The sequence below is a fragment of the Flavobacterium sp. OHVDL-2026-0007 genome, assembly GCF_059882335.1.
This window is the reverse complement of record NZ_CM187612.1, coordinates 3,048,807-3,060,965: the sequence shown is the minus strand read 5'-3', so window position 1 is coordinate 3,060,965 and position 12,159 is coordinate 3,048,807. Positions and strand designations below refer to the sequence as shown.

Below are 12,159 nucleotides of genomic sequence, written 5' to 3'. Positions count from 1 at the left end.
TCATGGTAAATCTTGAGTGGTACAGAACTTTTAAGTCAGTGTATAAAAATGGCAATTTTTCAGTTGCTGCCAAAGAATTGTTTATGAGTCAGCCAGCGGTCAGTCAACAGATTTCAATGTTAGAGGCGCATGTGGGGTATAAGTTATTCAACCGAAAATCAAAAGGTGTGGAGCCAACGGAATATGCTAAGTTGCTAAATAACTTAATTATCGATGCCTTGGATCGATTAGAAAATGTCGAAAGCGGGTTTAGGGCGAAGGCGCATAATTCGAAGCGATTACTGTCCATAGGGGTGTCTAAAAATTTATTCAATAGTTTGGGAAGTGTTTTGCTTAAGAAGTTTGATTTTTTGGATTTTACTTTTGCAGACAATGATTCACTTTTTGCTTTGGTAGATGCGAAAAAACTGGATTTCGCTATAGTGACACAGCGGTATGATACTTTTGATACTATTGGGGAAATTGTGGGTAAAATAAAGCTTGTAATGGTCGCTTCGATGCAAGCAAACTTGTCGGTATTGCAACAAGAACTGACAGCGAATCGTTTTGTAGAGGTAGAGCAGTGGTTAAACGAGCAAAAGTGGTACAGTCATGATGCCAGAATTCCCCATATAAAGATATTTTGGTTGCATGCTTTTAGTAAAAAAAGACCTTCGATGGTGGCCAATTATATTATCCCCTCAGAACATGAAATGTTGGAAATGCTTTCTAGGAATTCAGGTGTTGCTGTAACATGGGATTGTAATGCAAAGCCCTTTATAGAGGAAGCCAAATTGCAATTGTTATGGGATAGTCCACAACTGCCAGAAGTAGAGGTCTTTTTACTGACCGCTAAAAACAATAACTTAGATTCTTTTTTTGAAAGTATTAGTGCGGAATTAAAGTCGGTGTTAGCAGAGAAGATTTAGTGTTTTCCTTGGCAGTTCGAGCGCAGTAGAGGCTATTGAAAGTGACACTACTGCACTTGATATACTAGAAATTTGAATTATTTCTTATAAAAATTATTGTGGTCAATATAGTCCCAAACTTTTGGGGCTAAAAGAGGTTGGATGTTTTTTCCTTGTTTGATGCTATTTCGAATAAAAGTGGAAGAAATCTCCACAATGGGAGCATCAATGATGTGCACCCTTGGATGTGCTTTCATTTCCTTGTTTTCTTCTTCTTCGGAAATTCGTGGATAAACATAGATATCGTAACGATCTAAAATGACTTCATAGTTTTTCCACTTATGCAATGTCTTTAGATTGTCTTCCCCCATAATTAATGAAAAGTCATGAGTAGGGTACTTTTCATGTAAATAAGCTAAGGTATTTACGGTATAATTAGGTTGTGGTAATTTGAACTCAATGTCTGAAGGATTTATTTTGGGATAGCCCTCCGTGGCCAAATAAACCATCTGCAAACGCTGATGGTCGTCAAGAAGAGTGGTTTTCTTTTTTAGCGGATTGTGTGGTGTCACCACCATCCAGACTTGATCTAAATCGGCAAATTCTGCCATGTGATTGGCAATGATCAAATGGCCGATGTGGATGGGGTTGTACGTTCCGAAATAAAGACCTACTTTCATAAGAATTATTGGTTTACAAAAGCTTTTACCAATTGATATGCTTCTTCTTTAGCAGTATCTAAATCGTAATTTTTGATAATAGTATCAAATTGCGGTGCTGTTGCTAATTCAACAGAAGCTTTTGCAATTCGCATGTTTATTTTATCATCACTTTCTGTAGAACGTTGTTTTAGTCGACGTTTTAGCTCATCCACACTTGGTGGTTTTACAAAAACCGCTAAAGTTTGTTCTGGAAATTTGTGTTTGATGCGTAAGCCACCCGCAACATCGATATCAAAAATGACATTTTTTCCTAAAGCCCAGATTCTTTCAATCTCCGATTTTAAAGTACCGTAAAAATTATCGCGATACACTTCTTCCCATTCAAGGAAATCTTCGGCTTTAATGTGCTTTTTGAATTCTTCTAACGAAATGAAATAATAATCTTTTCCGTTGATTTCTTCTCCACGTGGGTCGCGGGAAGCTGCTGAGATAGAAAATTCTAAATTTAAATCTTCCTTCTCTAATAAATGTCTTACTATAGTTGTTTTTCCAGATCCAGATGGGGCTGAAAAAACAATTAATTTTCCTTTGTTCATTATGTATGCTTTAGACTTTAAGCAATTTGCTTTAAGCTTTTATTTGATTTGTGTTTCTGCTTGCTGCTTTTACAAAACATTCAAAACTTGTTCCTTGATCTTTTCTAATTCATCTTTCATCATAACCACTAATTTCTGCATCTGGGCATGATTTGATTTTGACCCCATGGTGTTGATCTCACGACCCATTTCCTGAGTAATAAAACCTAATTTACGACCATTGGCTTCTGTGCCGTCGATGGTTTCTAAGAAATAGTCTAAGTGATTTGTCAAACGAACTTTTTCTTCGGTGATGTCTAGTTTTTCTAGGTAATAAATTAGTTCTTGTTCAAAACGATTTTCATCTACATTCACTTGTAATTCAGAAATAGCAGTTTGTAGACGGTCTTTGATGGCCTGAACACGTTCTGGATCAAGTGCAAGAGCATCGTCCATATATTGGCGAATGTTTCCAATTCTAAGATTGAATTCTTTTTCAAGAGAGGCACCTTCGTCTTTTCTGAAAGTTAAGATGTTTTGTAATGCTTCCTCTATGATTAGCTGAATTTGCTCCCAATCGTTTTCGTCGATTTCTTCGCGTTCTGTTTTTAAAGTGTCTGGCATGCGAACAGCCATCTTCATTAACTCAGTTTCGTCAGCCTCGGGATAAACTTCTTTTAGTTGCGCGATATAATTCTTTACAACAGGAACATTTACTTTGGTGGAGGTTTGTTCAGAAGTACTTTCAATGTATATTCCGAAATCAATTTTTCCTCTTTCCAGTTTTGTAGAGATTAACGTTCGTAATCCTAGCTCCATTTCGCGATACAGCGACGGCATCCTTACGTTTAAATCTAAACCTTTACTATTTAAGGATTTTACTTCAACGGTAATTTTTTTTGTAGGCAATTGCAAAGAAGCTTTGCCGAAGCCTGTCATAGATTGTATCATGTAATTGAGTATAAAGGCGCAAAGATAATTAAAAGTTTGCACTGTTGTGTTCTAAAATGCTATTGAGTTAAGGCTTTCATTACCTGTAACATGTTTTGTTGGGTGTTGCCAATAAATATCTTGTTATTTATGATAAATACGGGGCGACTTATAAAGGTATAGTGTTCTAGGATGTATTTCTTGTAATCGGCTTCGGTTAAAGATTGGTTTTTCAAGTCCATCGATTTGTATAATTGTGCTTTCTTGCTAAAGAGAGCTTCGTAGCTACCCGCAAGCTGATGCATTTCTTCTAGTTCTGCTTCGGTAATCGGGTTTTGTTTGATGTCATGGAAAACCAGGTCATTGTCCTTTGGTAAAGTTTTGATGATTTTGCGGCAAGTGTCGCAAGAGGCTAAATAGTATATTTTGTTCATGATGTTAAGTTTATGTGGTACAAAGAAAATTCATTTAGAGCGTAAAAATGATTATTTTTATAAAAAAAGTAAAATTATGAATTCAGTTTTTGAAGTACAGAAAACCATAAGAGGCATTCTTTTGAAAATATTAGATTCTCATTCTTTGGTAGAGTTAAATAAGATTCCGCATGGCTTTAGTAATAATTTGATCTGGAATATTGGACATTGTATCTCCTCTCAACAGGTTTTGGTTTATAAATTATCTGGTTTGCCAACTTTGGTTACTGAGGAGTTTATAGCAAAATATCGAAAGGGGACTAAGCCCGAAGGTGATGTCTCTCAATCAGAAGTAGATCAAATTAGGGAGTTGCTTTCGGCGACTTTAGACCAGACTGAAAAAGATTTTGAAAATAAAATTTTTGTGAACTATAGCGAATACACCACTAGTATTGGTTTTAGGCTTTATGATATTGATAGTGCGTTGGATTTTAATAATTACCATGAAGGCATTCATACTGGAATGATCATGAGTATTAGGAAGTTCGTTTAAAAAACAAATCCCGCTGTGCGGGATTTGTTTTTTTATTCAATTATAGTTTCAATGGTCACCTTCATAGCGCCATTTCCTTTGTTTGTTGTGATTTCCATGAAAGCTCTTTTGGAGAGGTCTAACTCTCTTGTTTTTACAAACGGACCTCTATCTGTTATTTTGACAATTACAAATTTTCCATTGGCTTCATTGGTCACTTTTATTCTAGTGCCAAAAGGTAGTTTTTTGTGTGCTGCGGTAAATTTGCTATTGTTAAAGCGGCTTCCGTCAGCGGTTTTTCTTCCATTAAATCGGTCAGCATAATAGGATGCGTGAGCCTTTTTTTTGTATGGTTTTAGTTTTAGTCCTTTGTCTGTGAAGGTAGAATCAACAGGTAGGGAGATAATGTTTGGTCTAATGTTTTTTACCGTATCTTGACTGTTTCTAGCGGTTATGGGCTGTTTTGTTTGACAGCCTACATAAGTATAACAGCTTAAAAAGGTGAGGGTAAGTATAGTGAGTATAGTGTTTTTTCTGTTTCTCATGTGTTATTTTTTTTCAGACTTCGGGGGAGTTTGTGCAAATAATGTGCCGAGATAAAAAAAGCCCCACTTTAGGGCTTTTATTAGTTTCTTAGAACCATAAGTTCCATGGGATTCTACTTAAAATAAGCAATAATCCTAATCCGTAAAAAATAGTGAATGTTTTGAATTTTGCTTCGCTATTGAGTATTTTTTTATGTTTTGACCATCCAATAGTGATCAAAGCAATAGCAATAATATTGATAAGTGGGTGCTCTAATGAAGTAAGTCTAAGTTCTGCATTAGACATTTGTCCAAAAGCTGCTTTTCCAAGTGGAGAAACAAAGTAAAGGATTAAACCAACTAATAGTTGTGTGTGAGTTGCAATTAAGGCAAATAAGGCGATTTTGCGGTCTTTAGCAGTGAATTCTTTTTTAGAAGTTAAGCCAATGATGGCATTAATAAGCGCAACTAATAAAAGTAATAATGCTAAATAAGCCCAACCAGAATGAAATTTTTGTAGAAAATGATACATAAATTGTTTTTTTTGTTAAAACAAATATAGCAAAAAAGGACATAAAAAAAACGGCATTGAGGTAAAAGTCAATGCCGTTTTTGGTATTTATTTGGATTCTAAATATTTAGAAGTTGTAACGTAAGCTAAAGTTCCAAGTTCTTCCTAGACCGAAGTAACCATTGTTAGCAACGTTGATTCCTTTGTAAGTAACATCGGTTGGTCCTGCTGCTGTAGCACTAGTTAATTCTGAAAGGTATACTTCGTCAAAAACGTTGTTCACGTTAACTCTGAAACCAATTGAGTTGGTTTTTTGTCTACCAATAAACAGTTTGTATGAGATACCTGCGTCTACTAAATCGTAGTTTGGTAACTCTAAGTTGTCTTTAGTAACAATGTTTGAGTATAATTTAGCGTAATATCTCCAATCAGAATCAATTGATAAGTTTTTTGCAATTTCATATCTGAAACCTAAACCATAAGTAGTTTGAGCTGCGTCACCTACTTTTCCACCATCTACGTCTCTAGTAGCTACGTCAAGTGTGTTTAAACTTTCGTCTCTTTTAGTTGTTCTAACACTTCCTTGGTATTCCCAATTTCCGATAGAAAAGAATCCAGTTAAATCTAGTTTGTTGATTGGTTTTGCAACGAAATCCAATTCAATACCAGTGTGAATTTGTTCAACAGCTTCGTTAGTTGATAAAATTAAATCTCCTAACTGTAAAGTAGGGTATTTAGCAACATCAGCTGCAACAGCATTATTAGTAGTAGTAGTTACTCTGTCTTTCCATGAAGTTCTGTAACCATTCACACTAGATGTGAAGAATTTTGAAGCGAAAGTATAACCTGCTTCTAATCCAAGAACTTTTTCATTTTTTGTAAATGGGTTTACTTGGTTTGTGAAGTTCAAGTAAATGTTGTCATGGTATGGTTGACGATCATAGTAACCAGCATTAGCATATAGGCTGTGTTTTTCAGCAATTTTAAAGCTAGTTCCTCCTTTTACATTGTATCCAATGTTGTTTACTTTTTCTGATTTTTGGAATTCAGGTTGGTAATCGTTTCTGTCTGTTCTTTGGTGTGATTGATTAGAAACCGATCCTTGGAAGAAAGCTGAGAAGTTTTCTTTTGAGTACTCTAATTGAGAGAATACACCTCCGTAAGAAATAGTTTCTCCATAATCGTAATCGATTCTTTGGCTTTCAGCGATTGTTTTGAAAGTAGCTGGCCAAGGTTTAGCAGATGCAGTTTCAGTAGCTGTATTTGTTCTCATTGTAGTGCTTGGTTTGTGATCCATTCCTTTTAATGCGAACGTATCTTTCCAAGCCGTTAAGCCTACGAAATCAGCAACTTGTCTAAAGTGTGTTCCTTGGTATGTTCTTAAATCCAAACCAACATTTAAGTTCAAATGGTCTGTAACTTGGTGTTTTAAGTTAGATACAGCACCGTACCACTCGTGGTTGTTTGCACTTGATCTAATGATATAAGCTCCGTTTGAACTTCTTGAATTACCATCGCCTAAACCAGTACCGATAGTTTTGTTTTTTGCATAGATACCGTCGAAATCGATTTGTCCGTTAGCTAGGTTTGGAAGTTTAGTTCCGTAGCTTCCAGTTCCTCCACCTCTACCCCAAGAGGCATATAAAACAGTAGATAAAGATGTTTTGTCGCTAATATCATAATCCCAGTTTAAGTTGGCAACTGGTTTGTGGTAATAATTGGTTCTTTCAGATTTGTATTCTCCGTTTTGTAATCCCCAGTTATTGTTGAATTTTCTTCCAAATTTAAGGTAAGTGCTGATCGACTTTGAGAAGTTTTGATCGTGCCATTGTGGAGCACCTGTTAAAAGGAAGTTGAAGCTGTGTTTGTCGTTCGCTTTGTATCCAACTGATACGAAGTAAGTTTGACCTTCTCCTCTTGTACCGTCGTTGTATCCATCACCTTGCCAGTGCGTAAACATTACACTAGTTCCCCATCCACTTTTGCTCATACCAGTGTTGTATGCTACAGTAGATTTGAAATAGTTATCATTTGCTAAACCCAAAGAAACAAAACCACCTTCTCTTTTGTCAGTAGCTTTTGTGATGAAGTTTACAGTACCTCCTACAGAAGATATAGCTAATTTAGAAGAACCTAAACCTCTTTGTATTTGGATCGCATTAGCAATATCAGACAAACCTGACCAGTTTGACCAATATACTTTACCATCTTCCATACCGTTAATTGGTTGACCATTTAATAAGAAAGCAGTGTTGTCTTGAGCAAAACCACGTACGCTTATTCTTGAATCTCCAAATCCTCCTGCTTGTCCTGCAACATAAACAGATGGAGTGTTAACCATAGTTTGAGTAATGTCTGATGTACCCACTTTTGCTTGGATCTCAGCCGCTTTAATGGTAGAAACTGCAATAGGAGTTTTTCTGTCTTTGGCTAAATCGATAATTCCTTTACCCATTACGACAATCTCTTCTAATTGATTATCAGACTCTAGAACAATGGTTCCTAAATTAGTAGTTGTACCATTTGTTACTGAAAAATTAACAGTTTTACTGTTGTACCCGATAAAGGTAATAACCAGTTCTCCAGTGTTACTTGGTACTTCAATAGTGAATTTACCGTCAAAATCAGCAGAAGTTGCAGTGGTAGTTCCTTTAATGGCTACGTTTGCCCCTGGTAATGAACCTTGTCCATCGGAAATAGATCCAGTGATTTTCCTTTGTGAAAATGCGGTTGAAACTATCATGAACAATAGTCCGGTGAGTAACCAATTTTTCATTGTCTTCATTTGTTATTTAGTTTATTGTTTTTGGCAAAATTATAACAAATAAATCAGATAGTGTTATCAAAATGTTAAGAAAAATGACTTTTGCGTTTTGTGTTGCGTATTAAAAAGATTTTTTCAATTTATGATAAGTATATTCAATTTTTATTGAATTAAAGAGCTTCTTATTTGTTAAATTCGCAATAATTCGATACGAGATGTAGTCTTTAACGTTCAAAAAATGCCGAGACAATTGAGGATTGTAGTGCTTTTATGCGAAAAAACGCCTTAATTTAATAAAAATTAAGGCGTTTCAGTAAGTTGCAAAAGTTAATTTTTGGCTTTTATTTGTGTTTTAAAAAATGGTTCAATAAGAAAGAAGTTGAACTATCGTGATTTTTGACTGTCTTGGTATTGATTTCCTCAAGGATAGAATTGGCTAATTGTTTTCCTAATTCTACTCCCCATTGATCGAAACTGAAAATGTTCCAAATGACCCCTTGAACGAAAATTTTGTGCTCATATAAAGCAATTAACGAACCTAAAGATTTTGGCGTTAATTTTTGAATCAAAATAGTGTTGGTCGGTTTGTTTCCTGTGAAAACTTTAAACGGTAATAAGGCGCTTGCTTTTTCGGTAGAAAGTCCTTGTTTGTCAAATTCCCCTTGAACCTGTGCTGCCGTTTTTCCGTTCATCAAAGCTTCTGTCTGTGCGAAAAAGTTAGACATCAATTTATCGTGGTGATCGGTGTTTCCGTATAAAGGTTTAACGAAGCCAATGAAGTCGGTAGGAATTAATTTTGTCCCTTGGTGGATTAATTGGAAAAAGGCATGTTGCGAATTGGTTCCAGGTTCACCCCAAATGATCGTTCCGGTTTGATAGTTAACTGGTTTTCCGTCGCGACCTACACTTTTCCCGTTGCTTTCCATAGTGGCTTGTTGCAAATAAGGCGCTAGTTTTTGTAAATATTGAGTGTAAGGAATCAAAGCTTCACTTTCAGCACCGAAGAAATTATTGTACCAGATGCTTAATAAGGCTAAGGTTACGGGAATATTTTGGTCAAATTCAGCTGATTTGAAATGTTCATCCATTTCATTGGCTCCGATCAACATTTCGTTATAATGATCAAAACCGATGGCTAAACTGATGCTTAATCCAACAGCGCTCCATAATGAGAATCTTCCTCCAACCCAATCCCACATTGGAAAAACGTTAGCAGGATTAATTCCAAATTCAGTTACTTTTTGGATATTGGTCGAAACAGCAACGAAGTGTTTAGCAATATCTTCCTGTGTAGCCGATTTCAGAAACCATTCTTTGATCGTTTCTGAGTTGGATAAGGTTTCCTGAGTAGTAAAAGTTTTAGAAACAATTAAAAAAAGTGTTGTTTCAGGGTTTAGTTTTTTGATCACTTCATTCACGTGATCGCCATCAACATTGGAAACAAAGTGTATGTTTAAATGGTTTTTGTAAAATTGCAAAGCTTCAACGGCCATGGCTGGACCAAGATCAGAGCCTCCAATACCAATATTGACTACATCTGTAAAAGCTTTACCAGTGAAACCTTTTCTTTCTCCTGAGATTACTTCTTGGCTAAAGTTTTTGATTTTGTTTTTTACCTCGTGAACTTCAGGAATTACATTTTCACCATCCACTTTGATTACAGCTGATTCTGGAGCACGTAGGGCAGTGTGTAAAACAGCTCTGTTTTCTGTTTGATTGATGATCGCTCCATTGTAGTAATCTGCAATGGCTTCTTTTAGACCAATTGAGTTGGCTAAGTCTAATAGAAGTGAGGTAGTTTCTTCAGTGATGTTGTTTTTAGAATAGTCGACTAAAAAGTCGTTCCATTGTAAGTTGAATTTTTCAACACGAGCCTGGTCTTGTTGAAATAATTCTTGTATGGTAGTTTCGTGAATTGCGTTATAGTGATTTTGCAGATTTTTCCACGCTTCAGTCCCAGTTGGGTTTGTTGTGTTTAAAGCCATTTTTGATTGTAATTGAAAATTTGGTTATAAAACGCAAAAATACTGAAATTAGTTTTAATAGCTTTAAGCTTGGCAATTATATAACAAATAGTTACGAAAACGATTTACTACTCCTGAATTTGAGTTTTTGTAGTGATGATGATGGCACCATCATTTTCTTTATCATTGTAGATGATACGACTACTGTTCTTGTTTACAAACTCTAAACTAATGAGGTCGGATTTTTTGAAGGGCAGTACAATGGTGTCTTGTTTTTTGTTGTACACAAGGGGAGTGCCGTTTATTACAATCAAAGGAGAGCTGTCAATTTGATCTTTTTCAAGAGCATTATCTATGGAGCGGGATACTGTATAGCTGTTTTGTGGGGTGTCTTCTAATACGAAAGTCCTTGGATTGGAACATCCGATTGTCAAGGTTAAGGGGAGTAATAAAAAAACTAGTTTCATTCAATGAGGGATTTGATGTAATTTGGTTTTTAAGAAAAACGCGAATTACCAGATTTTCCACCAAGGCTTTTTGTTGATCTCAATCTTTTTCTTGGCTTTATTGATTTCTATTCTTTTAGGTTCTTCGACAGTGATGGTGGTGTCGTCAAAAAATAGCTGGCCATTGTGGCTCATTCCCAATGGCTGTTTTGTTCTTTCTTTCCAATCTTCAGTTTCTAATGCTGGAATTGGTGCCGAATCCATTTTAGTAATAAATTTTTGCCGCGCTTTTTCAGTGATTTCCTCTTCAAGATTGGAAGTAGAGTTTTTAAAAAGTACTAGTGAATTCCCAGGTATATTTAAAAGAAAGACCTGTGTTTTGTTTTGGATGCGCTGAATGTCCAATACTTTGAAAAAGGAATTGTCATCTAAAAGAGAATGACCGTTTTTCACTGAATCTGGGTTGAATTTAGATAAATCTCGAGCGTCAGAACTGGCGATTAAATATCGGCAATTTCCTGAAAGTCCTCCGCCGATATAGGACATATCTGTGAAGTCTTTCTGCTTGATGATTTGTCCAACTTTATAGTTTGAAAGTAGATCATCTGCAAGAGTAGTGTCTCTATAATATAGTTTTAAGTCTGAAAAAGTTTCATCAAGAATATCTTTAATGCGTGTGTTTTTCATGTTGTTACTATTTTGAAAATAAGAGAACTACAGATTTCCAATGCTGTCTAATTCTCGCTTGAGTGGTTCAATTTGTTTGAAGAAACGCGTTCTGTCACTTCCAGTTAAGGATTCTCCTGTTGGTAAATTGAGTCTTAGCGCGTCCACTTGAACACCATTCTTCCAGAATCGGTAACAAACGTGTGGGCCAGTGGCAAGACCTGTACTTCCTACTAATCCTATCGTTTGGCCTTGGGTAACACGTTGTCCACGACGTACCAAAATTCGGGACATGTGTAAGTATTGCGTGGAATAGGTTCCATTGTGTTTTACTTTTACAAAGTTTCCGTTTCCTGCGGTGTATCCTGTAGCTTCTACAGTTCCAGCAGCGGTGGTCGATATAGGGGTTCCACTTGGTGCCGCATAATCGGTTCCTTTGTGTGCTTTCCAGGTATGCTGAACAGGATGGAACCTGTTTGCTGTAAATCGAGAAGTGATACGGCTGAACTTAATAGGTGTTTTAAGGAAGAAATTTTTCAGTGTTTTTCCCTCACTATCGTAGTATTCTACTTTTCCAGAAGAGGTATCTCTTTCAAAAGGAAAAGCATAAATGATTTTGCCTTTGTATTCAAAAAATGCCGCTTCAAGATCTTCAACTCCGTCATAGGTTTTACCGTTAATAAAGCGTTCGGTGAAAATTAATCCATATCGATCTCCTTTTTTGAGTTTAAAGAAGTCAATGGACCATGAAAAGACTTTAGTGATTCTGTTGGCAAGAGCCGCTTCTACACTTTCGTTACCTAGGGTTTCAGAAAGGGAACTTTTTAAAACGCCACCGATAATTTTGCGTTTGAGGGTAACGGGTTTTATCTTTTTGGAGACCTTGGCTATACTGTCTCTGAAGTCAATCACATAATAGGTGAGGGCATCAGGTTGGTAAATGAAAGCCTGTAAAGTATTGGTTTTGTTTTTAGATCGTAAAAGGGTGTACGGTTTGTGGTAACGAATACTTCTTACATCAAATGAATCTTTTACCTGAGTAACAATATCATGTATTTTTTTGTCTCCAATGTTTTGACCTTGAATAATGGATCCAAAAGAATCTCCTTTTTCTATCGTATCCTGTAGAACATTAAAGTCAGCATAATTAAACCCAAACTCAATTTTTTTAGCTTTTGGTTTATTAATTTTAGTTTCTGTTTTTTCAGCGGTTTTTTGACATGAAAATAGAGAAAATAATACTAGTATAATTATGAATGCTTTTTTCAAACTTTTAAATTTTTAG

The 12,159-nt window shown here is 35.9% G+C and carries 13 protein-coding genes; 2 read left to right on the top strand and 11 right to left on the bottom strand.

The window, feature by feature from the left end:
• Positions 1-2 precede the first annotated feature (2 nt).
• Positions 3-908 carry a LysR family transcriptional regulator gene (locus AC51AA_RS12435; protein WP_500702555.1) on the top strand — a complete coding sequence of 302 codons (906 nt, stop codon included), beginning with the start codon at positions 3-5 and terminating at the stop codon, positions 906-908.
• 77 nt (positions 909-985) lie between these two features.
• Here AC51AA_RS12435 and nadD read toward each other — a convergent pair whose 3' ends face one another.
• From nadD to AC51AA_RS12415, 4 genes are all read right to left on the bottom strand, one after another.
• Entirely contained in the window at positions 986-1,567 is a 582-nt protein-coding gene (gene nadD, locus AC51AA_RS12430) for a nicotinate (nicotinamide) nucleotide adenylyltransferase (RefSeq protein WP_500702554.1), read from the bottom strand.
• Positions 1,568-1,572: 5 nt separating this feature from the next.
• Positions 1,573-2,145, bottom strand: a complete 573-nt coding sequence (gmk, locus tag AC51AA_RS12425) for a guanylate kinase (protein WP_500702553.1) — start codon at positions 2,143-2,145, stop codon at positions 1,573-1,575.
• Between the two features lie 69 nt (positions 2,146-2,214).
• Entirely contained in the window at positions 2,215-3,075 is an 861-nt protein-coding gene (locus tag AC51AA_RS12420; protein WP_500702552.1) for a YicC/YloC family endoribonuclease, read from the bottom strand.
• Between the two features lie 59 nt (positions 3,076-3,134).
• On the bottom strand, positions 3,135-3,488 hold the full coding sequence (locus AC51AA_RS12415; RefSeq protein WP_500702551.1) for an arsenate reductase family protein: 354 nt from the start codon (positions 3,486-3,488) through the stop codon (positions 3,135-3,137).
• A gap of 76 nt (positions 3,489-3,564) precedes the next feature.
• On the opposite strand from AC51AA_RS12415, the gene AC51AA_RS12410 reads away from it, so the two are divergent.
• Positions 3,565-4,020, top strand: coding sequence for a DinB family protein (locus tag AC51AA_RS12410; RefSeq protein ID WP_500702550.1), 456 nt, complete (start codon positions 3,565-3,567; stop codon positions 4,018-4,020).
• Positions 4,021-4,052: 32 nt separating this feature from the next.
• Here the strand turns inward: AC51AA_RS12410 and AC51AA_RS12405 are convergent, their stop codons facing one another.
• The 7 genes from AC51AA_RS12405 to AC51AA_RS12375 form a co-directional block, all read right to left on the bottom strand.
• Positions 4,053-4,544: a septal ring lytic transglycosylase RlpA family protein gene (locus AC51AA_RS12405; RefSeq protein WP_500702549.1), complete on the bottom strand. Its 492-nt coding sequence runs from the start codon at positions 4,542-4,544 to the stop codon at positions 4,053-4,055.
• 88 nt (positions 4,545-4,632) lie between these two features.
• Positions 4,633-5,055, bottom strand: coding sequence for a hypothetical protein (locus AC51AA_RS12400; RefSeq protein WP_500702548.1), 423 nt, complete (start codon positions 5,053-5,055; stop codon positions 4,633-4,635).
• Between the two features lie 106 nt (positions 5,056-5,161).
• Positions 5,162-7,819 carry a TonB-dependent receptor gene (locus tag AC51AA_RS12395; RefSeq protein ID WP_500702547.1) on the bottom strand — a complete coding sequence of 886 codons (2,658 nt, stop codon included), beginning with the start codon at positions 7,817-7,819 and terminating at the stop codon, positions 5,162-5,164.
• Between the two features lie 320 nt (positions 7,820-8,139).
• Entirely contained in the window at positions 8,140-9,783 is a 1,644-nt protein-coding gene (gene pgi, locus AC51AA_RS12390) for a glucose-6-phosphate isomerase (protein WP_500702546.1), read from the bottom strand.
• A gap of 107 nt (positions 9,784-9,890) precedes the next feature.
• The gene (locus tag AC51AA_RS12385; protein ID WP_500702545.1) at positions 9,891-10,229 is read right to left on the bottom strand and encodes a hypothetical protein; all 339 of its coding nucleotides are present in this window, start codon (positions 10,227-10,229) and stop codon (positions 9,891-9,893) included.
• 45 nt (positions 10,230-10,274) lie between these two features.
• A complete protein-coding gene (locus tag AC51AA_RS12380; RefSeq protein ID WP_500702544.1) occupies positions 10,275-10,895 on the bottom strand; it encodes a hypothetical protein in 621 nt (206 codons plus the stop codon).
• A gap of 27 nt (positions 10,896-10,922) precedes the next feature.
• Positions 10,923-12,143, bottom strand: a complete 1,221-nt coding sequence (locus AC51AA_RS12375) for a peptidoglycan DD-metalloendopeptidase family protein (RefSeq protein ID WP_500702543.1) — start codon at positions 12,141-12,143, stop codon at positions 10,923-10,925.
• Between the last annotated feature and the right edge of the window lie 16 nt (positions 12,144-12,159).

What these genes read in the sequence shown, in the direction of transcription:
- AC51AA_RS12435 (WP_500702555.1), top strand. Translation starts at nt 3, where the DNA reads ATGGTAAATCTTGAGTGGTACAGAACTTTTAAGTCAGTGTATAAAAAT.
- nadD (WP_500702554.1), bottom strand. Translation starts at nt 1,567, where the DNA reads ATGAAAGTAGGTCTTTATTTCGGAACGTACAACCCCATCCACATCGGC.
- gmk (WP_500702553.1), bottom strand. Translation starts at nt 2,145, where the DNA reads ATGAACAAAGGAAAATTAATTGTTTTTTCAGCCCCATCTGGATCTGGA.
- AC51AA_RS12420 (WP_500702552.1), bottom strand. Translation starts at nt 3,075, where the DNA reads ATGATACAATCTATGACAGGCTTCGGCAAAGCTTCTTTGCAATTGCCT.
- AC51AA_RS12415 (WP_500702551.1), bottom strand. Translation starts at nt 3,488, where the DNA reads ATGAACAAAATATACTATTTAGCCTCTTGCGACACTTGCCGCAAAATC.
- AC51AA_RS12410 (WP_500702550.1), top strand. Translation starts at nt 3,565, where the DNA reads ATGAATTCAGTTTTTGAAGTACAGAAAACCATAAGAGGCATTCTTTTG.
- AC51AA_RS12405 (WP_500702549.1), bottom strand. Translation starts at nt 4,544, where the DNA reads ATGAGAAACAGAAAAAACACTATACTCACTATACTTACCCTCACCTTT.
- AC51AA_RS12400 (WP_500702548.1), bottom strand. Translation starts at nt 5,055, where the DNA reads ATGTATCATTTTCTACAAAAATTTCATTCTGGTTGGGCTTATTTAGCA.
- AC51AA_RS12395 (WP_500702547.1), bottom strand. Translation starts at nt 7,819, where the DNA reads ATGAAGACAATGAAAAATTGGTTACTCACCGGACTATTGTTCATGATA.
- pgi (WP_500702546.1), bottom strand. Translation starts at nt 9,783, where the DNA reads ATGGCTTTAAACACAACAAACCCAACTGGGACTGAAGCGTGGAAAAAT.
- AC51AA_RS12385 (WP_500702545.1), bottom strand. Translation starts at nt 10,229, where the DNA reads ATGAAACTAGTTTTTTTATTACTCCCCTTAACCTTGACAATCGGATGT.
- AC51AA_RS12380 (WP_500702544.1), bottom strand. Translation starts at nt 10,895, where the DNA reads ATGAAAAACACACGCATTAAAGATATTCTTGATGAAACTTTTTCAGAC.